This window comes from Gottfriedia sp. NPDC057991 (assembly GCF_042886615.1).
Classification (GTDB): domain Bacteria; phylum Bacillota; class Bacilli; order Bacillales; family Bacillaceae_G; genus Gottfriedia.
On the sequence record NZ_JBHVQN010000002.1, the window covers coordinates 336,533 to 362,644 of the forward strand.

The following is a 26,112-nucleotide window of genomic DNA, read 5'->3' on the forward strand; positions in this document are numbered from 1 at the left end:
TGATCAAATTGCCAGGGGCATTACATGGTATCAAAATGATTGATTTAACTAGAGTGCTAGCCGGCCCCTTTTGTACGATGATCCTTGGGGATCTTGGGGCTGAGGTAATCAAAATTGAAAGTATTAGCGGTGGGGATGAGACAAGGGGTTGGGGACCTCCTTTTGTAGAAGGAGAAAGTGCATATTATTTATGTGCTAATCGAAATAAGCAAGGGATTACTTTGAATTTGAAGGATGATAAAGGTAAAGAGATTTTAAAAAAACTTATATCAGAAGCGGATGTTGTTGTCCAAAACTTTAAACCTGGAACTTTATCAAAACTAGGTTTTTCCTATGAAGAAATGAAAGCGATGAAAGAAGATATTATTCTTGCATCAATTAGTGGATTTGGAAGCAAGGGACCTAACTCTTCACTTCCTGGATATGATTATATCATTCAGGCGATGTCTGGTTTAATGAGCATTACTGGAGAGAAAGATGGCGATCCAACAAAAGTGGGAGTAGCTATTTCAGACGTATTAACGGGGTTATTTACATGTATTGGGATTCTTGCTTCCTTACAGCATCGAAATCGTACAGGGGAAGGACAAGAAATTGACATCTCGCTATTTGACTCTCAATTAGCTGCTTTAGTAAATGTGGCTAGCAATTATTTATGTAGTGGTGTTATTCCGGAGCGATTAGGAAATTATCACCCTAATATTGTTCCGTATCAAGTTTTTTCAGCTAGTGATGGTGAGATGGTGATCGCCGTTGGTAATGATCATCAGTTTAATCGATTTGCGTTACTTATTGAAGAACCGATTTTATTAGATGAATTATATAGAACAAATGCTGGTCGATTGCAGTATAGAAAAGAAATTGAGGAAATAATCTCAAATAAAATAAAAACAAAAAGTAAAAATGAGTGGAAAGTTCTCTTAGATAAAATTGGTATTCCAAATGGACCGATTTATAACGTAAGTGAAGCCTTGCAGTCTGAACAAGCTAAATCAAGGGATATGGTTCTAGAAGTAAATCATCCATTTATAAATGATCTAAAGTTAGTTGGTTCACCATTAAAATTATCAAAAACACCAGTTGAAGTAGTAAGACATCCTCCATTACATGGAGAACATACTGAGGAAGTAATGAGCAAACTTGGTTATTCTCAATTAGAAATAGAAGAAATGAGACGAAATAATACAATTTGAGGAGGAATTAAAATGAATTTTTCATTAACAGAAGAGCAAAAAAGTGTAAGAAAGGTAGTTAGATCATTTGTAGATCGTGAAATTATTCCATTTATTAAGGAATGGGATGAAAAAGGACATTTTGAAGTAAATATTCTAAAACGACTTTCTGAGTTGGAACTAATGGGTGTATGTATTCCGGAACAATATGGTGGAGTTGGAATGGACTATAATACTTTAGCAATCGTGTGTGAGGAACTAGAGCGCGGAGATACAGCTTTCCGTACGGCTGTTTCAGTACATACGGGATTAAATAGTATGACATTACTACAATGGGGAACTGAAGAACAAAAGAAAAAGTATCTTGTTCCTCAAGCGCGAGGGAAGAAAATTGGTGCATTCGGGTTAACTGAGCCTAATGCAGGATCTGATGTAGTTGCAATGGCGACAACAGCTGTAAAAGATGGTGATAGTTATATCTTAAACGGTTCAAAAACGTGGATTTCTCTATGTGATGTCGCTGATCATTTCTTAATTTTTGCAAAAACAAATCATGACTTAAAACACCACGGAATTTCTTGCTTTATCGTAGATCGTACTTTTGAAGGAGTTTCTACAAAAGCAATTAAAGGAAAAATGGGAATTAGAGCTGGAAACACTGGTGAAGTATTTTTAGATGATGTAAGAGTACCAGCAGAAAACTTATTAGGCTTTGAAGGTGAAGGTTTTAAAATTGCGATGTCTGCGCTTGATAATGGACGATTTACAGTTGCAGCTGGTGCTTGTGGATTAATTCAGGCATCACTTGAAGCAAGCGTAAAATATTGTCATGAGCGAAAAACATTTGGTAAAGAAATCGGAAAACATCAATTAGTACAGCAAATGATCGCTAAAATGTCTTCAAATCTTGAAATCTCCCGTCTACTAGTCTATAAAGCTGGATGGTTAAAAAATAGTGGAAAACGTAACACTAGAGAAACGTCATTAGCAAAATGGATTTCTTGTAATGCAGCAAACGAGGCAGCTAATGATGCTGTACAAATTCATGGTGCATATGGATTTTCAAATGAGTTCCCAGTAGAGCGTTATTTAAGAAACTCAAAAGCACCAGTCATTTATGAAGGAACGAGAGAGGTTCATACAATTATGCAGGCTGAATATGACCTAGGTTATAGGGAAGATAAAGTTTTAAGAAAAATGCTTCCAGCTTGGCCGTTCGAAGAGGTTAACGTAGAAACTGTTAAATCTTAATAAAAAAATTGGGTAGAAAATAGATTGCTAGTTAGTGTTTCGATGTAATTGCTTAGGAGAAGGGAGTGTTTCGTAATGAAAATTAGCGGTGGAAAAGCAGTAGTTAATGTTATGGCAAAAGAAGGGGTAAATAAAGTTTTTTGTGTACCCGGTGAGAGTTATCTAGGTGTTATGGATGCGTTATATGAACATCCAGAAATTAGCTTGATTTCAGCCCGACATGAAGGTGGAGCTTCATTTATGGCGGAAGGGTATGCAAAAGCATCGGGTGAAGTAGGTGTATGTATGGCAACTCGTGGTGTTGGAGCTTCAAACTTGGCGATTGGCATTCATACTGCCAGCCAAGATTCCACCCCACTAGTAGCACTTATTGGACAAGTGGAGCGTCCTTTTAAAGAAAAGGAAGCATTTCAAGAGGTCAATCTTGTTGGGATGTTTAGTCATTTGTGCAAATGGACAGTGGAGATTGACCGGGTAGAACGAATTCCAGAGCTTTTACATCGTGCATTTCATATTGCCCGATCAGGCCGTCCTGGTCCTGTGTTAGTTGCATTACCTCATGACATGCTAGAAGATACAGCCGAAATGGTAGACATCCCGGTCTATCAGACTCAGCCGGCTCGTCCACATAAAGAGAGCGTTCAGCAAGTAGTAGAAATGATTCAAAATGCAAAACGGCCGATTCTTATAGCTGGTGGGGGAGTCATTCGATCACAAGCTGTTCCTTTATTAGTTAAATTTGCTGAAACAGTTCAAATACCTGTCGTTACTGCATTCCGTCGTTTCGATGCGTTTCCAAATTCACATCCTTGTTATGCAGGCTGGCTTGGCTTTGGAACACCAAAGCATTTACTTGAAGCGATAGACAATGCAGACTTAGTGATCGCACTAGGTACAAGATTTTCCCAAGTAGGAACGCAAGATTATTCATTGCTTTCAGGAAAAGGTAAACTAATTCACATTGATATTTCAGAGGAAGTATTCGGAAAAGTTTATGCGCCTTCTTTGGCAGTTACAGCTGATGTGAAATCCTTTTTAGCGGAAGCATTATCAATTGCTTTATCTACACCATTAAATTCAAATGAACTACGTGTAGAAAAACTTCATAACGAATACATGAGCTTTTCAAAGGTGAAGGAAGATTACACGGATGAATTTGTAGACATGGATGGTTTTATGTATGATATCGTATCGCATCTACCAAAAGATACGATTATTACGAATGATGCAGGGAACTTCTTTGGCTGGCTTTCTCGATATTATCGCTTTGAGCATGAAAATACATATGTCGGACCAACATCTGGAGCGATGGGGTATGGGCTGCCAGCTGCTATTGGTGCAAGGCTCGCTCAGCCACATAAAACAGTTGTTTCCTTCTCAGGTGATGGGGGCTTTATGATGACACTTCAGGAAATCGAAACAGCCGTACGATACAACATTCCTATCATTTCAATTGTAGTAAACAACAATATGTATGGAACAATTCGAACACATCAAGAAAAGCATTTTCCAGATCGAGTAATCGGTACGGAGCTGTCTAATCCAAACTTTGCTGAGCTAGCGAGCTTATTTGGTGCATACGGTCAGAAGGTCGAAAAAAATACTGATTTTGCTCCGGCACTTAAGAGAGCATTATCATCAGGTCGTCCTGCTGTGATCGAAGTTGTAACAAATCCGAGTATTTTATCTGCTAGTCAAGATAAGTCTAAAATGAATTTACTTTATAGCAAATAATAATCTCTTTATTTAATTAGTGAAAAAAATCTAATTGGGGGAAACGATATGCGTTATGCAAATTATATTAATGGACAATGGAAACAACCTACATTAGGTGAATATCGGGAAAATTACAGTCCACATAATGGAGAGTCATTAGGAGAATTTCCTTCAAGTACAGAAGAGGATGCACGACAAGCCATTCTTGCAGCGAAAACGGCCTTTTTATCATGGAAGAAGCTTTCATACCAACAACGAGCTTCATACCTTCAAAAAGCAGCGGATTTATTAAAAGCAAAAGTCCATGAAGTAGGACGTGATTTAACACTAGAAGAAGGGAAAACACTTGCTGAGGGGATTGGAGAAACACAGCGTGCGATTAGCATCCTTGAATATTTTGCTGGAGAGGCGAGACAGCCAGTTGGAGAAGTAATTCCTTCTGGTAATACAAATACATTCTTATATACAACTCGAACGCCAATCGGGCCAATTGGATTAATTACGCCTTGGAATTTTCCAATTGCAATTCCTGTATGGAAACTGGCTCCTGCACTTGTTTACGGAAATACGGTAGTGATTAAACCAGCGGATCTGACGCCAAAATGTGTTTATCATGTTATAAAAGCGCTTGATGAGGCTGGTATTCCAGCAGGGGTTGTAAACTGTGTATTTGGTAGAGGATCTGTTGTTGGAACAGAATTAGTGGAACATCCTTATATTAAAGCTATTTCATTTACAGGATCTAATCAGGTTGGAAATCAGATTCAGCAGAAGGCGACAGCAAAAGGTAAGAAAGTACAAATGGAATTAGGTGGGAAGAATCCACTCATCGTACTTGCTGATGCAGATATAGAAAAAGCAATTGAAATTGCCGTGAGCGGTGCTTTCAGATCTACTGGTCAAAAGTGTACAGCAACGAGTAGGGTAATTGTGGAAGAATCGATTTATGAAGCATTTCGTGACCGACTCGTAGAACGGACAAAAACACTAAAAGTCGGAAATCCACTTCATGACGATACATTTGTTGGTCCAGCTGTTTCTCAATCACAACTCGACGGTGTACTTGCCATGATTGAAGCTGGAAAGGACGAGGCAACTCTATTATACGGTGGAGAAGTTCCTGCCGATGAAGAACTAAAAAATGGTTTCTATGTACAACCTACAATCTTTGAAAATGTCTCCCCGGATGCTCGTATTGCGCGAGAAGAAATATTCGGACCTGTAATAGCGCTTTTTAAAGTGAAAAACTATGAGGAAGCAGTAGCGATGGCTAATGATACTGAATATGGGTTAAGTGCAGCAATTTGTACTAACAATTTTACAATCGCACAGCGTTTTGTTGAAGACATTGAAGTTGGTCTAGTACATGTAAACAATGAAACAGCAGGATCAGAGCCACAAGTACCTTTTGGCGGCTGCAAAAATTCAAGCACTGGATCCCGCGAACAAGGAAAGACGGCAATAGACTTTTATACACAAGTTAAAACAGTTTATATGGATCAAATGTAATCTTATCGGTTTGAAAATAAAAGGGGCAGCCTTATATGTCAGGGTAACTGACGTATGGGCGCCTTTTTTTGTATTTTGTAAAAATAATATACGAATTCTTCAGGAGCATTAGTTGATTTGGAGGGATCTCAACAGCAATTAGATGATCAATTATTTCCATAAAAAATTAGCGAATTTTTATCAAATTTAATTCGTTTTAGTAAGAATTAGGGCCTATTCGCATGTTTTCTATTTGAAAGGATCTACTATTGTACAAAATTTAGGTCGAAATACCTTAACTGGTATGGGTAATTTTTAATTTTAATTGCGATTCTTTGGAATTTAATTGCAGTTTTGGCCATTTTAATTGCGATTTTCAAATTTTATTTGCAGTATACTGTTCAATTGCGATTTTTCATCATTTATTTGCACAGTTGGCCTCCTTAATTGCGTTTCTATAAGACGTATTTGTAGCTCAGACTTAATTTGTCATTATAAAAAAGAGGATTCCCCTAAAAGTTAGACTTCGTGGAAACCCCCTTCTTATTGTTTACTTATAGAAGTCTAATTCACTACAATACTTACGAACTAGTCTAGCCGCTTTTGACTGGCTGATTTCTAAATCATCTGCTACTTTTCTTGTATTTCTAAATTTTGTATAGGAATTTATTACTATGTTTTTCTCTACTTCTTCAAGTGAAGCTAGAAGCGAGCAATCACTTATTTCTTCATTGATCGGACTCTCTTTTTTATTTTCAATTAATAAATCAGTCAAGTCTTGTATTTTTATTATGCCATCACTTGTTACGACGAGGCTTTCAAGCATATTTTCTAACTGTCGAATATTCCCAGGCCATGAATAGTTATAAAAAGTATTCAAAGCTTCTTCAGATATGATCGTATTCATTTGGTGTTTTCTATTAAACTCAGAAAGAAAATGGTAGGTTAGTGGAATGATATCTTCTTTTCTTTCTCGTAGTGGTGGTATTTTTAAATTAACTACATGTAGGCGGTAATATAAGTCTTCTCTAAATTCCTTATTCTGTACCATTTCATATAGGTTTCGATTAGTAGCGGAAAGGATACGGATATTTACTTTTTTTGGTTGTTTGCCTCCAACAGGCATAAATTCAAATTCTTGAATAACTTTTAGAAGTTTTGCTTGAACCTTAGGTGATATATCTCCAATCTCATCTAAAAATACCGTTCCTCCGTCTGCAAGCTCTAAAAGTCCTTGTTTGCCACCTTTTGTTGCTCCAGTAAATGCTCCATCTTTGTATCCGAAAAGTTCTGATTCTAGTAGTTCTTCCGGAATCGTTGCACAGTTTAAAGATAAAAAAGGAGCTTTATTTCGGCTGCTTTTCTGATGGATATATTTTGCAATTACTCCTTTTCCTGTGCCGGATTCTCCTTGAATTAATACCGTTGCATCTACTTTAGCAACCTTTTCACAAATCTTAACAATATTACTCATTTCCTTGTTATTTGTAATGATATTATTTTTATAAATTGCAGCTTGATCCGCTTCATTTATTTCTTGCTCATCGGGTATGTATAAGTCTTTATAGCTTGCATCTTGTGAAGTGGTGATGATCAGCTCAATTTCCTGCTGATCATTTAATAAAGGAATGGCTGTTGTGATGATTTCCTTCCCAACATAACTTACTTGTTTCATGATGACCGTTTTCTTTTCTTTAAATAAACGTGGAAGAATAAGAGGCTTCCAATATTCTTTTGAAATTAATTCATCGTTTAATTTTCCTACGACATCTTTGAGTTTGATACCATAATGTCTTTCACAAGCCTTGTTTATATACACGATACGGGCATCTTTATCAAGTACATAAAATTCATTAGGAGAATTGTCCAATATTTTTTGTAGGATTTCATTACTGAACTCAAGTTTTAGTTTGTCATTTGTTGTATTTGGCAAAACATAACCTCCTCTTAAAACATTTTTAATCTCGCAAAATAGTAAGTTGAGTTAAAATTGACTGAATTGAGTAAATTATAAGACAATTACTTTGATTTGGAAATAGATAAAAAGTGTTATCTCCTTACGGTAAAGCGAAATCTAAAATTGGCATAAATCTTGCATAAGTTAATAAATAAAGGATGGAATTTCGTTTTAAATGAAATCCAAATAAAAGGAGGAATCATTATTATGTCTACAAAGGAAACAGCACAACCTTTACAAACTTCATTGCCGTATAAAACATATGTCAGCCAAGAGATATTCGATACAGAAAGAAAAAAGATTTTTAGTAAAAATTGGATTTTCGTAGGTCATACTAGTCAGGTTAAAAAAGTCGGTGACTTTTTCACTTTTGAAGTTGCTGGTGAGTCTATTTTAGTTACGCATGCTAATGATGGTAAAATCCGCGCGTTTTATAATATTTGCCCTCATCGTGGTACAAAAGTGGAGCAAAGTGAAACAGGAAATAAAAAAATCTTACAATGTATTTATCATGGTTGGACTTTTAATTTGGATGGACATGTAAATCGAGCACCAAACTTTAAAAATATTGATTTAGGAGAATATAACTGCTTAAAGTCGGTCCAATTAGAAATACAGCGCTCTATGATTTTTGTAAACTTGGATCGAGAAGCTACGGCTTTTTCTGTTGAATATGGGGAGTTGTTAAACGAATTAAACCGTTATTCTTTCCTTGATTCATTACAATTAGTAAAAGAAAACCGTCGTTTAATTAAAGCAAATTGGAAAGCTGTAGTTGATAATTTCTTAGAGTGCGATCATTGTCCAGTTGCGCATCCATCATTCTCGAAAACATTTGATTTATCGAATTACAGTATTGTTCCTTGTGATAAATTCTCTTACCAGTGTTCAAATGTTAAAAATCAAGATGATAGCTTAACACGTTTCTACTGGATTTGGCCAAATATGATGATGAGTGTATTTCCTGGGGGCGGAAATATGACGACAACACAACTGATTCCGATTGATGCAAACCAAACACTAGCAGTCTATCGTTATTTCTTTTTTAATGAAGAAATCTCGAAAGAAGAAGAGGAAATGATTAAATTTGTTGATCAAGTGCGAGAAGAGGATTTTGATTTAGTGGAATTATTGCAATCTGGTTTACATTCAAAAGCATTTGAAAATGGTATTTTTTCTCCAACTGAGAACGCAATGCAACACTTCCACGAAATGATTAAGGAAGTGATCGACTTATAATCTAGTTAATTGAGAATGGTAGAAAAAGACTATGAGTTAATAAGCTAAGTATTTGAATTCATAATCAAAAAATTAGATAGTAAATACTTAGCTTTTCTTTTTTATTTTCTATTTTGAAAACGTTTTAATTTTATGATTTATCTAGTCGGACAAAATAAGGAGGGAATCAAATGAAAAAATTACTGTATGGATTAAGTGCGATCCCAGCTATTGGTTCACTCTCAGTTATTAATAAGGTTGAGCCATTTGTACTTGGAATGCCATTTGTATTATTTTGGACGATATTATGGGTTTTTCTTACAGCTATATTTTTATTAATTGTGAATAAACTTGATCCCGCTAATAAAGGGGGCGATCAATAGTGAATTCAGCCTTAATCGTAATTCTTGGCTTTCTAGCTTTATCAATTTGGTTAGGCTTACAAGCACGTAAAGGGAAAGAGATGACTTTTGAGCAGTGGGCAATTGGTGGACGAGGTTTTGGTTCTCTTTTTGTTTTTCTATTGCTAGCAGGAGAAATGTTTACGACATTTACTTTTATGGGGGCATCGGGAAGTGCCTACTCTTTTGGAATGCCGGCAGTATATGCATTTAATGCATTCTATTTTATTATAGCTTATTGGTTGTTACCTCCTGTTTGGAAGTATGCAAAAGAAAATAACGTTGTGTCACAGGCTGATTTTTATACGAAAAAGTATAATAGCACAGCACTTGGCGTACTTGTTTCAGCTATTAGCATCATTTCAATTATTCCATATTTAACGATGCAGTTAAAAGGTTTAGGTATTATTGTTTCTGAGGCTTCTTATGGGAAAATCCCTCAGAGTATTGCTATTACGATTGCCGTTTTTACGATAACAATTTATGTAACGATTTCAGGCATTCATGGTTCTGCTTGGACGGCTGTTATTAAAGACTTTTTGATTTTATTTGTTGTAATCTTCTTAGGAATCTATTTTCCTGTACATTATTATGGTGGTTTTCAGCCGATGTTTGAGGCAATCCAAACTGCTAAACCTGATTTATTGATGTTTCCAGATAAAGGTTTAAGTGTTTCTTGGTTTATTACAACTAGTATCATGTTAGCACTCTCCTTCTATATGTTTCCTCATATGCTTATGGGGGTTTTCTCTTCAAAGAGTGCAAAAGCTCTTCGCCAAAATGCTGCATTTATGCCAATCTATCAAATTATTATAGTCTTTTCTTTATTTGTAGGATTCGCTGCTATTTTAAAAGCTCCTACTTTAAAAGGTGGAGATGTGGATTTAGCTTTATTTAAACTCGCAAAAATTTCATTTGATCCATGGTTTGTAGGAATCATTGGTGCCGCGGGTGCTTTAGCTGCACTTATACCAAGTTCATTGGTTTTAACATCTGCAACTACAATCTTAACTAAGAATGTTTACAAGGTTATGAAGCCAAATACCACAGATGATCAGCTTATAAAACTAACCCGGGTTCTAGTTCCGATCATTGCACTAGTGACACTTTATTTTACTTTAAATGGTGGCGATACAATTATGACACTGTATATTATGGCGTACAGCTTTATGGCACAATTGTTCCCAGCACTGTTTTTTAGTCTTTGGAAAAAGAATCCAGTAACAGTTCAAGGAGCGTCTGCCGGAATCATCATTGGTGTTGCAGCTGTTACTTATTCCACAACCACTGGTACAACGTTAGCAACTCTATTTCCATCGTTTCCTCATGTCATCCAAGATATTGATGTTGGTTTAGTTGTAATGGTTATTAATTTTACTGTAACGCTAGTAGTAAGTAGAGTTACAAGAAAACCTAATATTATTATAGAAAAGAACGATCGGATGCTTACTAACTTCCGAGAAAATGTATAAAAGTGAAAAACAAATTATTTATTTTAGGAGAAAGGAAGTGGTTCAATTATGACTGACTTTAAACACCTATTCTCAAAAGTGACGATTGGAAATACTGAACTTAAAAATAGAATTTTATCGACAGCACATCAAACAAATTATGTAGAAAATGGCATTCCTACTCCTGAAATGACTGCCTATCATGTTGCACGTGCGAAGGGTGGCGCTGGACTTATTATTCTTGAAGCGGCTGCAGTTCACTCATCTGGTATGCTAACCTCACATACGATCGCAGGGTTTGATGAAAAAGTGGTACCAGCATATGCAGAAATTGCAAAAAAACTTCATCAATATGGCACGAAAGTTTTTAGTCAATTATTTCACGGGGGTAGAGAGGTCGTATCTAGCGATTATCGTAATGCTGCTTGGGCACCTTCTTCTGAACCAAGTTTTCGATTCGGAATAATGCCTAGACCGATGAACATTGATGAAATTAAAGATGTCATAGAGGGATATGCTTATTCAGCTTTATTAGCTAAAAATGCTGGACTCGACGGAGTAGAAGTTTGCTGCTCCCATGGTTATTTACCAGCTCAATTTTGGTCTAGCCATACGAACCATCGCACAGATGAATACGGTGGTACCTTTGAGAACCGAATGCGTTTTATAGTAGAAATAGTACAACGAATCTGGGGAAAAGTGGGGGAAGATTTTACCGTAGGAATTCGAATGAGTGCAGATGAAATGACAATGGATGGAACGAATGTAACAGATGCGGTAAAAATCGTCGAGCATTTAGTTGAAAATGTTAGAGTAGATTTTATAAATGTAACATCCGGTGATTCAAGTACATATGCAGGATCGACTCATATAGTTCCACCTTCTCCAATTAAACATTCCTATAATTCTCCACATTCATTTAAAATTCGGATGGCAGGTGCAGTTCCAGTTTTTGTTGGCTCGCGGATCATAGACCCAATGGAAGCAGATCGAATCGTTGGTTCTGGAAAAGCGGATGTTGTTGGTATGACACGAGCTTTAATCGTTGATCCTGAATTACCGAATAAAGCAATGAGAGGGGACCTACAATCAATTGATGCATGTTTAGGATGTATACAAGCCTGTATAGGTCACTACTCTAAAGGACTTCCAATTGGATGTGTTCAAAATCCGATGGCTGGTAAAGAAAAAGAATTATTACCGCTTGTCCAAAGTGTAAAAGTAAAACAAAAAGTACTTGTCATTGGTGCAGGTCCAGCTGGATTACATGCTGCATTAACTGCTGATAGTGAAGGACATGAAGTAATTTTAGCTGAACAAAGTGATGAGATTGGCGGATTGTTAAGAAAAATGAGAAAGGCTCCTATGCGACATGAAGTAGCTGAAACGATGTTAGACAATTATACAAGAAAGCTATCAAAAAGTAAGATAAATGTCCAACTTGGAAAGAAAATTACTCTTGAGAAAATAGCAGAAATAAAACCGGATGTCATTATTTGTGCAGTTGGATCCAGACCATACTTTCCACATGTAGAGGGCATCGGTGATCCGAGAATCATAACAGTTGATGACCTTTTTGGCGTAAACTCTATCCAAATTGGAAAGCGTGTATTGGTATTTGATTTAATTGGCGATTGGCCAGGAATAGAGGCAGCTATACATTTGAAGGAGAAAAATCACGATGTTTCCTTGTTTTCCGCGAAGGTTCATATTGGAAAAGAACTACATTCATATCTAGTAAATGAATATCTAAAAAGACTCTATCAATTAAAGGTGGATGTTCGCCCGCATTTTGATTTTGGTGGTATTGATAATAATCAGGTCAAATTGAGAAATCTTTTTACTCATGAGACTGAATTGATTAACGACTGGGATACAATTGTACTTGCGATGGGACGAGTACCTAATTTTGAGCTTTATGAACAAGTGAAAGGCATGGCACCAGTTGTTCGACAAATCGGGGATTGTTTGGCACCTCGTACAATTGAAGAAGCTACTTATGAAGGATTAACATCTGCTCTTGAAATAGGAATTGCTTCTTCTGAAGTTCATGTATAGCTGACATAGATTAAAAAAGAACCTAATAAAAAAAGATTAGGTTCTTTTTTTGTCTGTAGAAAAATGAGTGTCAATTAGTCTCTTAAGTAAAGATAGCTGTGGATGTTTTCTACCAAAAGCCTGTTATGAGTAAGTTATTTTAACATCTTGCTATTTTTCTTACTCATGAACCTGTTAAGAGTAAGTTAATTTCATCTGTTATTTTGGAAAAACCGTTGCTCTTGTGGAGTGGCTTGTGATCACCATTAAGATTTGAAATGTGTAATTTGTATAATTTTAAGATTAAAGTGGAAAAATTAATAGATTCTATAAAAAAAGCTAATCTAAAAGGTAACTGCTACCTTATAGATTAGCATTTTTAAATTTCATTCTAATTGTAATTTTTACCAAGATGCAAGCGGAAGTTCATTTCTAATTGTCTATTTGTGATTGATCACATATTTATTGATGTCCTGTGAGATTGCCGAAACAGAAATATGTAAATTCTTCGCCGTCATTGATAGTGATTTAGTTTTCTAAACATCAACAATATAGGCTAAATGATCTAAATTCATTTATATGTTCATTAAGAAATAGTTAACTTAGTTTAAGTATAATTAAATATATTTTAACCTATTTTAATTTTATAATAGTCTTTGGGTCTGATTTTTAATCATATCCTAATAAAAGATATAAGGGGAATTTTAATGGGGAGAAAGAATCGTACAATTTCGAAAGCGTTGTCATTTTCATTGGCATTATCTTTAATAGGTATGTCAGTTGTGAGTACGCAGGCCTATGCAGCACCAAAAGAGAATGTGCCTGTAAACGTACTTGCGTCGAATAAGAATAAAGATGAGAAGGATTTAGTAAATTTCCGAATTATGGAAACGACAGATATCCATACAAATTTACTAAACTATGATTACTACAAGGATGCAGCATATGAAAAAGTTGGATTAGCTAAGACTGCTACTTTAGTAAAGGAAGCTCGAAAAGAAGTTCAAAATAATGTTTTAGTCGATAATGGAGATTTAATACAAGGTACACCACTCGGAACTTATGAAGCAAAAATTGACCCATTAAAAAAAGGAGAAGTTCATCCTGTATTTAAAGCAATGAACATAATGGGTTATGATATTGCAACTTTAGGTAATCATGAATTTAACTATGGGTTAGACTTTTTAAACGAAGCATATAATGATGCTGATTTTCCGTACATTAATGCAAACGTTTACGTAGATGATCACGATAAAAATCCTAATAATGATAAGAACAAATTTAATCCATATAAAATTATTAAGAAAAAAGTGATTGATGTACAAGGGAAGAAGCAAGAAATTAATATCGGCTTTATTGGGTTTGTACCTCCGCAAATTAATGAGTGGGACAAGGCAAATCTTGAAGGAAAAGTTATCACTAAAAATATAGTAGAAACAGCTAAAAAATTCATTCCTGAAATGAGAAAAAACGGTGCAGATGTAATTGTTGCAATGACTCATTCAGGATTTAACTCGAATAAAGAAAATACAGAAGATGTAATTTATTCATTAAGTGAAGTAGCTGGTATTGATGCAATTACGTTTTCACATACACATAAGGTATTTCCAGCAAAATCAGAAGCTACACTTGATGCATTATTTTTAGGGGTAGATAAAAAGCCATTACCAGGTGTTGATAATTCGAAAGGAACAATTAATGGTGTACCTGCAGTTCAAGCGGGATATGGTGGTGGTTCATTAGGATTAATTGATCTAACACTTAAAAAAGAAAAAGGAAAATGGTCAGTAGTAAATTCCAAGTCTTCAACTAGAGAAATTTGGGCTGATGTGAAGGATCCAACTACTGGTAAAACAGTTACAGAAAGTACTGTAGTTCCGGATCAAGATATCGTAAATGCTGTCAAACCAAATCATGACGAAACTGTTAAATATGTAAATACACCAATTGGAACAACTACTGATGATATTCATAGTTATTTTTCATTAATACAAGATGATCCATCGATTCAAGTTGTTACAAATGCACAAAAATGGTTTGTAGAAAAATATATTGCTGAAAAGAAACCAGAATATAAAGAATTACCAATTTTATCAGTAGGAGCTCCATTCAAAGCTGGTCGTAATGGTGTAGCTGAATATACTGAGATTAAAAAAGGCGATCTTACTATAAGAAGTGCAGGCGATCTTTATCTTTATGATAATACGTTAAAAGCAATTAAAGTAAAAGGTTCTGTTGTTAAAGAATGGATTGAAATGACGGCAGGTAAATACAATCAAATTGATCCTAATAAAAAAGAAGAACAAGCTTTATTAAATCCAGCTTTTCCTGTGTATAACTTTGATGTAATTGATGGTGTTAACTATCAAATTGACGTAACAAAACCAGCAAAATATGATATAAACGGTAATCTTGTAAATAGTAATTCAAGTCGAGTATTAAATTTAACTTATAATGGACAACCAATTGATCTAAATCAAGAATTCATCGTTGTAACAAATAACTATCGTGCTGGTGGCGGTGGTAATTTCCCAGGTGTTAAAGGAAGCGAGCTTGTTGTAGATTCTGCCGATGAAAATCGCCAAATCTTAATGGATTACATTTCTGAATCGAAAACAATTACACCAACTGCAGATCATAACTGGTCGATTGCACCAATTAGTGGGAAAGTAAATGTAACATTTACGTCTTCACCAAGAGCGGAAGAATTTATAAAGCCTAATAGTAATATTGCGTTTACAAATAAAACGGATAATGCAGGCTTTGGAATTTTTAAATTAGATTTAGGTACTGCTCCTAAAGAGAATATTAAAGTTCAATTATTAGGCTTAAATGATCTACATGGTCAGCTTGATACGGATACAAAAGTTACTGTTAATGGCCAAGAATTATTAGCTGGAAGTATGGAATACACAGCTGCAGCAATGAAACAACGTGAAGCAGAAAATCCAAATACATTACTTGTTCATGCGGGGGACATGATTGGCGGTAGTCCACTAATCTCAGCATTATTCCAAGATGAACCAACAGTTGAAGTGATGGAAGCAATGGGTTTTGATGTAGGAACAGTAGGAAATCACGAGTTTGATGAAGGTATAGCTGAATTAAAGCGTATGATTAATGGTGGAGAACATCCTAAAGGTACAAAAGGGTATGACGGAATGAACTTTCCAGTTATTGCTGCCAATGCATATGATTCTGCAACAGGAGAATTAATTACTCAACCATACACAATTAAAGAAGTGGGCGGTAAAAAGATTGGTTTCATCGGAGTAGTAACACAAGAAACTCCTAATATGATTGTTCGAAAAGGAAATGAAACGCTTGAAATTCGTGATGAAATTGAAGCAATTAACCATTATACGGAAATTCTAAAAAAACAAGGCATCAAAGCTATTGTCGTACTAGCACATAATCCTACATTTCAAACAGGTAAAGCAGACTTATATGATGCAACTGATATTGCAGAAAAAGTTGATGATGAAGTAGATGTTATTTTTGCTGCTCATAATCATGTATTTAATAATAAAGTAGTTGATAATAAATTAATCGTCCAAGCTTATTCATATGGTTCTGCATTTTCTGATGTAGATTTAGAATTAGATGCAGTAACAGGTGATATTGTTAAGAAGCAAGCAGAAGTAGTAACAGTTTATCAAAAGGACTATACACCAGACCCGACAGTTTCAGCGATCATGAAAAAATATGAAGATTTAATTATGCCAATTAAAGCAGAGATTGTTGGTGACTCAATGCAAAATTTACCAAAAGGATATCCATCTTCTGATACTTATGGCGATTTTGCACTAGGTAACTTAATTGCAGATGGGATGAAAGCATCAATGAATGCTGACTTCGCAATGATGAACGGTGGAGGAGTTAGAGCACAACTTAACGCTGGTCAAGTTACGTTTGGTGATTTATTCGCAATCCAACCTTTTGGAAATGTATTAAATAAAGTAATGCTTAGCGGTCAAGATATTGAAACAGTATTAAATAATCAAATTACCGATAAGGGCTTAGATTTCCACATCGCTGGATTTAAATATACTTGGGATTCATCGACTAAAAAGGTAGTAGACATCTTTTTACCAAACGGTAGTAAAATTGATCCGAACAAAGAATATTCAGTTGTAGTAAACAACTATATGTACGGAAATATAAAATATGGTATTGGCGAACGTTCTACTGATTTAGAAGTAGGACCAGAAGATTTACAAGCGACTGTAGACTACGTTAAATCACTTCCAAGACCTTTCGTTTATGAAGTGGAAGGAAGAATTCAAAAAGTAAATTAACATATCAAGCGACGAATTAAAAAATCTCATTCTGATCTATTAGAATGAGATTTTTTTAGATTATTTAAAACAGAATAAAGATGTAGAGAATGCCCCGAAACCTTTAAAGTAACTTAAATCAGCTACTTTAGATAGTGTGAAAAGTGCTTTGGGTATTCAATAATTTTGGGATAGTCGTTACTACCCTTAACATAATTTAAGAAAAAGCCAAATGAAAACCTATTTCTAGTAAAAAAGTAAGGGTCTCAATATAGTTCACAAGTACTTTTCTTAAAACTGAATATTCATAATATATTGTCAAAAATAGTTTCGTATATTAATATTAACTGTAAGCGAATATATATGCCGTTGCCAATTCTTTCCTCATCGGTTGGAGTTTTGCACGGAATACCTGTTTTGCGGGAGGAAATAAATTGTACAATAAAGACACTATTTACATTATTGGGGATGCAAAGACTTCATCCAATAATCCGATTATGCAGAAATATAATGCATTTTTTATTGGTTTGGTAGTCGATCGGACAAGTCATTTAATTATTGACGCAGATTGTTCAGCTACAATTTCTTTAACTTCATCCTTTGTAAAGCACTTATTCGTTGGACAATCAATGTCAGACGTGGATGGGGTAATACAAGAAATTAATACACGTTATTTTGGTTCTTCTCAGAAAGCTCTGGCAGTAGCCTTTAAAAATGCGCATATAAAATACACACAAATAATTGAATCTTAAACGCTGCTTTATCTATTTTCGTAGATGAAATCCAGCTATTAGTAGGGAAAGTTCCTTTCTAATAGCTGGATTTTTTATTTATTACAAGATTTTTTAGTCAATTAGAGGTCTTGGAACTAACTTCAATTTAATAGGAAAGGACAAAAACGATGATTATTCAATCGATACAAGTGCAAACAGAAGTTTTCCCTTTAAAAAAGCCATTTAAAACAGCTCTTAGGACAGCTACCGAAATAGAGAACATTTTTGTATATGTCCAGCTAGAGGATGGGATTGTCGGAGTAGGTGCTGCAGCACCTACATTGGCTATTACAGGTGAATCAAAAGAAAGTATTGAAGCGATTTTAAAGTCGGTCCTTACACCATTACTCTTAGGAAGAGATATTCGAAATATTAACGAACTCTCTTTATTGATTGAACGCTCTTGCGTGGCAAATACAAGTGCGAAGGCAGCTATGGAAATTGCACTGTATGATGCATTATGCCAACATCTTAATCTTCCACTCTATCAATATCTTGGGGGTAAGACAAATCAATTAAAAAACGATATGACCGTTAGTGTAGGTACATTGGATGAAATGTGTCATGATGCGGTGCAAATAATCAAGGACGGCTTTTCTATTTTGAAAATCAAAGTCGGAAAAGACTGGACAAGGGATATTGAACGAATTATGGCAATCCGTGAAAAAGTCGGTATTGATGTCACGATCCGAGTAGATGCCAACCAAGGATGGACTCCAAGACAAGCCGTTGCGATTATCAAAGAATTAGAGCAGTTGAATGCGAAAATAGAGCTAATTGAGCAACCAGTCCCTGCAGGTGATATTGATGGACTGAAATATGTTAAACAAAATGTCAATACACCAATCATGGCCGATGAAAGTCTTTTTTCTCCGCAAGACGCATTACGACTAATTAAAGAGGATGCAGTTGATCTTCTAAATATTAAATTAATGAAGACAGGTGGAATTAGAAGAGCATTGCAAATTGCAGATATGGCTGAAAGAGCGAATATTCCTTGCATGATTGGAAGTATGATGGAAACTTCGGTCTCAGTACTTGCGGCAGCACATATAGCTACCGCCCATCCAAATATACAAAAAATAGATTTAGATGCACCACTTTGGTTGAAGAATCAAAATTTTGATGGAATCGAGTTTATTGGGGATGAAGTTCAATTATCATCCTTACCTGGTTTAGGGCTTCACCGAAGATTATCCAAAAGTCTTCGTTAAAATAGGGAGAGGAGTTTTATGATGAAAAAGACAAAAAATTTAATATTGAGTTTATGTGTTGCAGGTACTTTACTTTCTACGATGGCAAGCCAATCTTTAGCAAAAACAAATGAAGTACTTACTCCAGGTGAGACAGCCTACGTCGATGTGTCCGTTTCTACTCAATGGACAACAAATGGTAGATTCCAAGTTAGAGATATTGATGCGCCATCTTTAAGCAATCCAGTTGATCCGCGACAATGGTCAGCCAATATGGAAGATACGGAAGTTCGACGCTGGTTAACAAGTTATCTTGAAACACAAGCAGTATACGGTACAAAAGTAACCATTTTAGAGGAATCAGGAGACTGGGTGAAGGTTGCTGTAGATGGTCAGCCTACACCACGTAATACATTAGGTTATCCTGGTTGGATGCCGAAAAGACAATTAACAACGGACGATCGTTTAGAGAATTATAAGGATACACCGTTTATTATGGTATCAAGTCAAACAGCTTGGTTGTATGATGGAAAAGCCTTAAATCATAAGTTTATGGAGATTAGCTTTAATACACGATTACCTGTTATTAAAGACTTTGGAGATGTCGTAATGGTTGCAACACCAGATGATGGAAATAAATTTATTAAAAAAGAAGATGTGGCAGTCTATCAAAATGAAAATCAGTTCCCTAAGGCAACTCCAGAAAATTTAATTAAAACGGCGAAGAAGTTCTTAGGTTTACGCTACTTATGGGCTGGTGTATCTGGATTTGGTTTTGATTGCTCAGGATTTACATATAGCTTATTTAAGTCATATGGTATAACAATTCCACGTGATTCAGGCCCTCAATCTAAGAACGGTATAGAAGTTAAAAAGGATGAGATTCAACCTGGTGACCTTTTATTCTTTGCGAGTAACAATGGAACTGGATCAGTTCATCACGTTGCAATGTATATCGGTGATGGTTTAATGATTCAGGCTCCTAATGCAGCTAGAAGTGTTGAAATCATCCCATTAAACACTCCTGGCTATATTGAAGAATTTTCTGGTGCTCGTCGTTATTGGGAGGAATAACTAATTAATAGTTTTTTATTGATATAGAAACGTGGAAAAACCATGAACAATTGCACTTGTTCATGGCTTTTTTCATTTTATTATTTGTTGCTTCTATCGATAAGACGTATGTTTTGTTTTCAACATTATAAATAAAGCAGATACCCAAGAAGGGGACTGAATTACATAAAGAATAGTCTATGTGAAGTCTCTACTTTCTAATAAATAAAGAGCCCCGCAAAAGATGGCGGGGAGTATTTTTGCAGCGAAATTTGCTTAAAACTACGAATTAGTATTAAGTATATCAATATCAATCTTTGGTTTAATCATCATTTTTGGATAATCTTTTCTCCAGTTTAAAGACTTCCAAACTTTTGGATGAAATGTTTTTAATTCATTACCAATACCTAGAACATCTGAATTTGCGGATTGCATAGTTTTAATTATTTCCAATGCGTTTTTTTCAAAATGTTTACTGAGAACTTTTTCCATATGAACGTAATCAGCCTTTTCCTTATGAGTTTCTTTACCAAGTTCAAAAGCACTAACTAGTAACTTTACATTTACCTCGATTTTTGGTAGTTTATTTTTCTCATTTGTAACAATAATTTTTGAAAAGTTTCTTTTGACTGTAAATCCAAAATTATTTTTATTCGCAGTTTCGAGATCTGTTTTTTCACCATTTTTGGCTGATAAATTTCCGGTAAACCTATGCAAATTACCAGTAAATCTTTGTCTTCCGGTATTTCCACCTTCCAATAACATCATCAGTTTTACTTGATCTCGATCAAGTGTTTTTCCAGTAGGCGCACCATTACGGTATAATAAGGCACCACTTAATTCCAACGCTGAATTTTTTGGACTTAACATAGGTAGCGCTATATCACATAACGGATCATCCCTTGATTGAATAAAATTCATCATGGAGACTGTTGGAATTGTTCTGTTCTTCTCCATCGAGAGAATAAAGTCATTCAGATCTTTCGAGAACTCTTTTTTTGGATCTGTAGCAGTTTCAAATACTTTTGAGAGATTTCCATCTATTATAACCAAAGGAGTGTTTATAGATGAATAGGGCGCATCAAGTAAGAAATCAAGTTCTGAAACAGAATCATCTAAAGCGAAAGTTTTACTGATTAAATAAACTCTTGTACTAATTCCTATAAAAGGAGACTTATTAGTATATTCCCATTGACCAATTGCTTCAGCTAATGACGGTCCTTTAAGCTCATTAACAACCGAAACAGACTCCCCAGTACCTTGTCCAGTGCTTTTAAGCTTCGTAATGAGAAAAAAAGCTCCTACTTCACCGGTTTTTTCATTCAAATCAAAACCATTTACATCTACTAATTGTAGCTTTTTCAAATCCAGTCGATCCCAGCAACCGGTCAATAATGGCAAAAAAAGTAGTAAAATTAAGGCTTTTTTCATTTGCTTGCCACCTTTTCTTTTACAAAAGATATGAGTAGAAACAGTGTCGGTAATCCAATAATCATAAGTGCCGTTGCAATATTGTGATACTGGGCAAAACCTGAAAGGAAATGTCGATTTGAGAAGGAAACTCCTGCCACAAAGCAAACAATTGCTATCATCCATACTAAAAGTGGATGGTTTTGGATTTCTTTTTTACCAAGAAAAGCAAAATAACGCGCAGACAGAAATAAGTAAATGTATGCTGTCACTAAGGTCACAGACAACCAGACTGTGATAAATAAAATATCTAGGCTTTGAACGACTGGCCATCTGAATTTACGAAGAATAAAGACCAGCGGTTCGGGAATTAGATTTAATTGATTTTCGCTAAAATTGTATGTTGCAATAAAACAGATAAATGTGTAAAAGATAGTCGTTATACCGTTTGCTACTGACATAGCGATTAAAATATCCTTCTTTTTTTTACATTTTACAAAAGGAAATACGATCAAAAGGAGCTCATATCCAGCATACGTCCAAAATGCAGGAATGGCTCCTTTAATTATAGGACCAATGCCATGTGTACCAATTGGTAAAAAATGACGTAAATCCCCTTTACCGAAACCACTAACAAATATAATAATAACACCGATTAGAAACATGCTCATTAACGACTGTGTAATGGTTGCGATTGACCGAAGTGATGAGGAAGCAATGTAGCCAGTTACAATGACCATTAATCCAATAAGGACAAACCATGGTGTTTCAAATAACAACCAGCGATTTATGACATCGGTATAGGAAACTATAAGCATTAAACATGACTCGGCACTGTATACTGCAAATAGTAAGTTGATGATTGTTCCTAACGGTTTTCCAATTATTGAGGGTATATACTGTTGAAACGAGCGATCAGGATAAGTTTTTCCAAGTAAGTAGACAATCAGGATAGCGAATTGAGCAATTAGACCGCCAATAATGACGGACATCCATGAGTCATAACCCGCTATTAATGATTCTACATGAGGGATAGATAAAATACTGACTCCGATTTGATTCAAAATAACAAGGCAAATAAGTTGATTAATAGAAATTTTCTTTAATTGAATCACTCATTCTCCCCCTTTGGATTACTTATTTTTATTTCATCTTTTGCTAAGCTTTCCATTGGACGTTTTTTCATACTCCTGATTGGTCCTCTGAAAATAGTATCTTTAATCGTGTCGCTATTAAACCAATTGTAAAAATACGGAATGCCAAATGTATTCATCCGAGCTAAATGTGTTAAAACCAACAGATATGAAATTTCCAAACCAATTAAACCAAAAAGTGATGACATGATGATAAAAGGAAAAGTTAATAAGCGAGCTATGTTACTCATTTCATAAGATGGAATAATAAATGAAGCCATACCGGTAAGTGCTGCAATGATTACCATCATATTCGAAATTAGATTGGATTGAACAACGACAGTTCCAATTACGATACCACCGACGACACCAATAGTTTGTCCAATTGGACTTGGTAAACGAACAGTTGCCTCTTTTAAGACCTCGAGTATGGTTAGCATTGTGATTGCTTCTAATACAGGTGGCATAGCTACATATTGCATAGAACTTTGCAAGGTTAGTGCAATTTCCAAAGGGAGAATTCTTGGGTCAAAAGTCACAAGTGCAACATAAATCCCAGGCAAACTAATAGTGATAATAAAACAGAAAATTCGCAGAAATCTTAATACACTTCCGAATAACCAGCTAACTTGGTAATCATCTGGACTTTGAAAAAATGCCCAAAACGAAATTGGAACGAATGCACATTCTGGAGCACCATCGGTTAAAAAACCAATTTTTCCATCCATCAAGTAAGATTTTACTCGGTCTGATCTTTCAGTTACGAGCATTTTTGGAAATAGGGAAAATTTTTTATCTTGAATTAGTTCTTGGAAAAATCCTGGCGCTTCAATGTAATCTATATCAATATTAGCAATTCTACGTTCGAATTCCTGTATAACAACATCATTAGCAAGGGATTGCAAATAAAGTATAGCAACCTTTGTGTTCGACCTACGCCCAACTTGAAAATACTTAACGACAAGATCTGGAGTAGCGACAAGGTTTCGTATAATATTGAGATTCGTATTCAGATTTTCATTGAATGCTTTATGTGATCCACGTAAAGCCCGTTCATTTATTGGAATGTTTATTGAGCGTTCTTTAACTAGCTCGGTTCGAAGTAAATAAAGTTTTGATTCGCCATCAATTTGGATGATTGTTTTTCCTTCAACGAGCGCATTCGAAGCAACAGAAAGAAGTTCGGTTTCGCTGTAATCTAAAATGTTAACGGCTTCACGTACACGGACATTTGTATTGTTAAGTAAAGGTCGAATAATAAATTCTTGCACCGATTTATCATCGATCATTGTATCCAAATAAAATAACCGATAACGTCGGTCACCGTTTCCGAAATCACTTGATTTAAAGTCAGAACTATTAAATAACAATTCCCGAAGCGATTTTTCATTTTTATCCAAATTTCGGTCAGCTAGCATTTAATGCTCCTCTTTTCCTCGTGGTAATTTTATCCTATTTTTCCCATAAATTATGTTCCTATTCTGTACTTAAAATGAAGTTATATTATTATTTTTTAACATTCAAATTTGAACAACGTAACGTTTTACTGTACGTTTTAATCGCATTCTAATATAATACAAATAGAAGGAGGGTGAAAACATTGGGATTGTCTATAAAATTGGAGAACTAGCAAAAGAAGTCGGAGTGTCTAAGCGAACAATTGATTATTATACAAACCTTGGATTGCTTGAACCACAACGTTCAGAGTCTGGTCATCGTTTTTATAATGAAGCTTCTTTAGAAACTTTAAAATTTATTGAGCAATGCAAATCAATGCACTTACCACTCCAAGATATAAAAGAGATTTTAGATAAGAAAAAAACTTTGGTGGATCACCAGAGTATCCTGCCACTAACTGAAGAAGTAACGATTCATATGAGTCAGCTGAAGACAGAATTGTCACAATTAAAATATTTACTAGAAAATTTAACAGAAGAACAAAAACTAAATATTATCCGTCAATTAACGTCTCAAACATCAGAATTAATTCAGACGTTATTGTCATTTATTCTTTAAAAGGAGAGAATGTAAATGTTTTTTCACCCTATGGATTTCCTTATTATTATTGCCTTCGGTTTATCGATTTGGGCTCAATTTAAAGTGAAATCTAGTTTTAATCACTGGGCTGAAGTGCCAGCATCAGGAGGATTAACCGGAGCTGAAGTAGCAAGACATATATTAAACAATAATAATTTACCTAACGTATTGGTGGAAGTAGTGCCTGGGAGATTATCTGATCATTATGATCCGATGGCAAGAACAGTTCGCTTATCTGAGGAAGTATACTATGGTAGATCAATTGCATCTGTATCAGTTGCAGCACACGAAGTAGGTCATGCTATACAACATGATACTTCATATGGATTTTTAACACTTCGTCATCGAATCTTCCCAATCGTTAACATTGCATCGGGTGCAGCACCATTACTACTACTAGCAGGATTTTTACTTCAAGCATTTTCTCTAATTGGAGTAGGGATCTTACTATTTTCTATAGCAGTAGCATTTCAACTGATCACTTTACCAGTTGAGTATAATGCTAGTTCACGAGCAAAGAAATTAATGTTAGCAAGTGGTATCATCCATGATACAGACAGAAAAGGTGTAAATAAAGTATTAGGAGCTGCTGCTCTTACTTATTTAGCGGCAACCTTAATTTCAGTTTTAGAATTAGTAAAATATTTATTTATATTCTTCCAAGGACAAACTGAAGAAGAATAAAAAATAATCAAAGAGATGATTTCGAGTGCATTCGAAGTCATCTTTTTTTGTTTTAAAAATTAAATTTAAATTGGTTAGTATGTTTAAAATTTCAATGTCTAAAATAGTAAATAGGTTTTAATTTATGGAAGATTTATGTATTTTTGGAACCTTAGCTTTTTTATCATACTAAATGTTGTACAATTAAGTGGTTAAAAAAAATGGGGGAAAATTATGACACTTTCTGCAATTGAACATTTTTTAAATACATACAAAGACTATGCTGCGATACTTAGTATTTTAATTAATGTTCTAATTAGTATTGTTGGTATTATACCAGCTTGGTTTTTGACAGCAATCAATATTAAATTATTCGGTTTTACTGGTGGATTTTTAATCTCTTTCATAGGTGAATTATTAGGTACATTCGTATCTTTCATATTGTATAGAAAGGGTTTACAAAAAAGATTTATTAGTAATTCAACTAAATTTAAAGGTTTAAATAGGCTATTAAGACTAGAAGGAAAAGAAGCTTTTTACGGGGTGTTAGTTCTGCGTTTTATTCCTTTTATTCCATCTAGCTTGATTACTTTGTTTGCAGCCTTTGGAAAAATCACATGGTCAAGTTTTATGTTAGCAAGTTTGATTGGTAAACTACCCGTCATATTATTTGAATCGTATTCTGTTAATCAAGTTTTAGAGTTCACTTTATTCGGTAAAGTCATTTTAGGACTGTTAATTATCGTCTTGCTGATCTATTTTTATAGAAAACGATTTAATGTTTTTGTGAAGAATAAAATTTAAGAAAAATGTAATAAAGCTCAAACCTAATATAAGGTTTGAGCTTTATTTTTATCTTCTAAATCCAAAGCTTTAATTTTC

19 protein-coding genes are annotated in these 26,112 nt (G+C 34.9%); 15 read left to right on the forward strand and 4 right to left on the reverse strand.

Going from position 1 to position 26,112, the window contains the following annotated elements; all coding sequences use genetic code 11:
- Positions 1-8 precede the first annotated feature (8 nt).
- The 4 genes from ACFVR2_RS09170 to ACFVR2_RS09185 all read left to right on the forward strand — a co-directional run bounded on the left by ACFVR2_RS09170 (position 9) and on the right by ACFVR2_RS09185 (position 5,648).
- The gene (locus ACFVR2_RS09170) at positions 9-1,193 is read left to right on the forward strand and encodes a CaiB/BaiF CoA transferase family protein (RefSeq protein ID WP_387360981.1); all 1,185 of its coding nucleotides are present in this window, start codon (positions 9-11) and stop codon (positions 1,191-1,193) included.
- Positions 1,194-1,205: 12 nt separating this feature from the next.
- Entirely contained in the window at positions 1,206-2,423 is a 1,218-nt protein-coding gene (locus tag ACFVR2_RS09175) for an acyl-CoA dehydrogenase family protein (RefSeq protein ID WP_387360983.1), read from the forward strand.
- Between the two features lie 75 nt (positions 2,424-2,498).
- Positions 2,499-4,157 (forward strand): thiamine pyrophosphate-dependent enzyme, encoded by a 1,659-nt coding sequence (locus ACFVR2_RS09180; protein ID WP_387360985.1) that lies wholly within the window; start codon positions 2,499-2,501, stop codon positions 4,155-4,157.
- Between the two features lie 48 nt (positions 4,158-4,205).
- Positions 4,206-5,648, forward strand: coding sequence for an aldehyde dehydrogenase family protein (locus ACFVR2_RS09185; RefSeq protein ID WP_387360987.1), 1,443 nt, complete (start codon positions 4,206-4,208; stop codon positions 5,646-5,648).
- Positions 5,649-6,177: 529 nt separating this feature from the next.
- Here ACFVR2_RS09185 and ACFVR2_RS09190 read toward each other — a convergent pair.
- Complete coding sequence (locus ACFVR2_RS09190; RefSeq protein ID WP_387360989.1) at positions 6,178-7,560, reverse strand: sigma-54 interaction domain-containing protein; 1,383 nt, start codon at positions 7,558-7,560, stop codon at positions 6,178-6,180.
- 231 nt (positions 7,561-7,791) lie between these two features.
- Here ACFVR2_RS09190 and ACFVR2_RS09195 point away from each other — a divergent pair, with 231 nt between their 5' ends.
- From ACFVR2_RS09195 to ACFVR2_RS09230, 8 genes are all read left to right on the forward strand, one after another.
- Positions 7,792-8,823 (forward strand): aromatic ring-hydroxylating oxygenase subunit alpha, encoded by a 1,032-nt coding sequence (locus ACFVR2_RS09195; protein WP_387360991.1) that lies wholly within the window; start codon positions 7,792-7,794, stop codon positions 8,821-8,823.
- 170 nt (positions 8,824-8,993) lie between these two features.
- Entirely contained in the window at positions 8,994-9,185 is a 192-nt protein-coding gene (locus ACFVR2_RS09200; RefSeq protein WP_387360993.1) for a DUF3311 domain-containing protein, read from the forward strand.
- The gene (locus tag ACFVR2_RS09205; RefSeq protein ID WP_387360995.1) at positions 9,185-10,675 is read left to right on the forward strand and encodes a sodium:solute symporter family protein; all 1,491 of its coding nucleotides are present in this window, start codon (positions 9,185-9,187) and stop codon (positions 10,673-10,675) included. Before ACFVR2_RS09200 ends, ACFVR2_RS09205 begins: the two co-directional genes overlap by 1 nt.
- A 48-nt stretch (positions 10,676-10,723) precedes the next feature.
- The gene (locus ACFVR2_RS09210; RefSeq protein ID WP_387360997.1) at positions 10,724-12,712 is read left to right on the forward strand and encodes an oxidoreductase; all 1,989 of its coding nucleotides are present in this window, start codon (positions 10,724-10,726) and stop codon (positions 12,710-12,712) included.
- 686 nt (positions 12,713-13,398) lie between these two features.
- On the forward strand, positions 13,399-16,989 hold the full coding sequence (locus tag ACFVR2_RS09215; RefSeq protein ID WP_387360999.1) for a bifunctional 2',3'-cyclic-nucleotide 2'-phosphodiesterase/3'-nucleotidase: 3,591 nt from the start codon (positions 13,399-13,401) through the stop codon (positions 16,987-16,989).
- Positions 16,990-17,402: 413 nt separating this feature from the next.
- Positions 17,403-17,720, forward strand: coding sequence for a DUF3870 domain-containing protein (locus ACFVR2_RS09220; RefSeq protein ID WP_335411695.1), 318 nt, complete (start codon positions 17,403-17,405; stop codon positions 17,718-17,720).
- A 149-nt stretch (positions 17,721-17,869) separates the two neighbouring features.
- Entirely contained in the window at positions 17,870-18,955 is a 1,086-nt protein-coding gene (locus ACFVR2_RS09225) for a dipeptide epimerase (RefSeq protein WP_387361002.1), read from the forward strand.
- A 21-nt stretch (positions 18,956-18,976) separates the two neighbouring features.
- Positions 18,977-20,008, forward strand: a complete 1,032-nt coding sequence (locus ACFVR2_RS09230) for a C40 family peptidase (protein WP_387361004.1) — start codon at positions 18,977-18,979, stop codon at positions 20,006-20,008.
- A gap of 261 nt (positions 20,009-20,269) precedes the next feature.
- Here ACFVR2_RS09230 and ACFVR2_RS09235 read toward each other — a convergent pair whose 3' ends face one another.
- Genes ACFVR2_RS09235 through ACFVR2_RS09245 form a run of 3 tightly spaced genes read right to left on the reverse strand, consistent with a single transcriptional unit; the run spans position 20,270 to position 23,948 of the window.
- A complete protein-coding gene (locus ACFVR2_RS09235; protein ID WP_387361006.1) occupies positions 20,270-21,418 on the reverse strand; it encodes a Ger(x)C family spore germination protein in 1,149 nt (382 codons plus the stop codon).
- Positions 21,415-22,512 (reverse strand): GerAB/ArcD/ProY family transporter, encoded by a 1,098-nt coding sequence (locus ACFVR2_RS09240; protein ID WP_387361008.1) that lies wholly within the window; start codon positions 22,510-22,512, stop codon positions 21,415-21,417. Before ACFVR2_RS09240 ends, ACFVR2_RS09235 begins: the two co-directional genes overlap by 4 nt.
- On the reverse strand, positions 22,509-23,948 hold the full coding sequence (locus ACFVR2_RS09245) for a spore germination protein (RefSeq protein ID WP_387361010.1): 1,440 nt from the start codon (positions 23,946-23,948) through the stop codon (positions 22,509-22,511). Before ACFVR2_RS09245 ends, ACFVR2_RS09240 begins: the two co-directional genes overlap by 4 nt.
- A 187-nt stretch (positions 23,949-24,135) precedes the next feature.
- On the opposite strand from ACFVR2_RS09245, the gene ACFVR2_RS09250 reads away from it, so the two are divergent.
- The 3 genes from ACFVR2_RS09250 (at position 24,136) to ACFVR2_RS09260 (ending at position 26,034) form a co-directional block, all read left to right on the forward strand.
- Positions 24,136-24,546 carry a MerR family transcriptional regulator gene (locus ACFVR2_RS09250; protein ID WP_387361736.1) on the forward strand — a complete coding sequence of 137 codons (411 nt, stop codon included), beginning with the start codon at positions 24,136-24,138 and terminating at the stop codon, positions 24,544-24,546.
- 15 nt (positions 24,547-24,561) lie between these two features.
- Positions 24,562-25,251, forward strand: a complete 690-nt coding sequence (locus tag ACFVR2_RS09255) for a zinc metallopeptidase (RefSeq protein ID WP_387361012.1) — start codon at positions 24,562-24,564, stop codon at positions 25,249-25,251.
- 213 nt (positions 25,252-25,464) lie between these two features.
- On the forward strand, positions 25,465-26,034 hold the full coding sequence (locus tag ACFVR2_RS09260) for a TVP38/TMEM64 family protein (protein WP_387361014.1): 570 nt from the start codon (positions 25,465-25,467) through the stop codon (positions 26,032-26,034).
- Positions 26,035-26,112 lie beyond the last annotated feature (78 nt).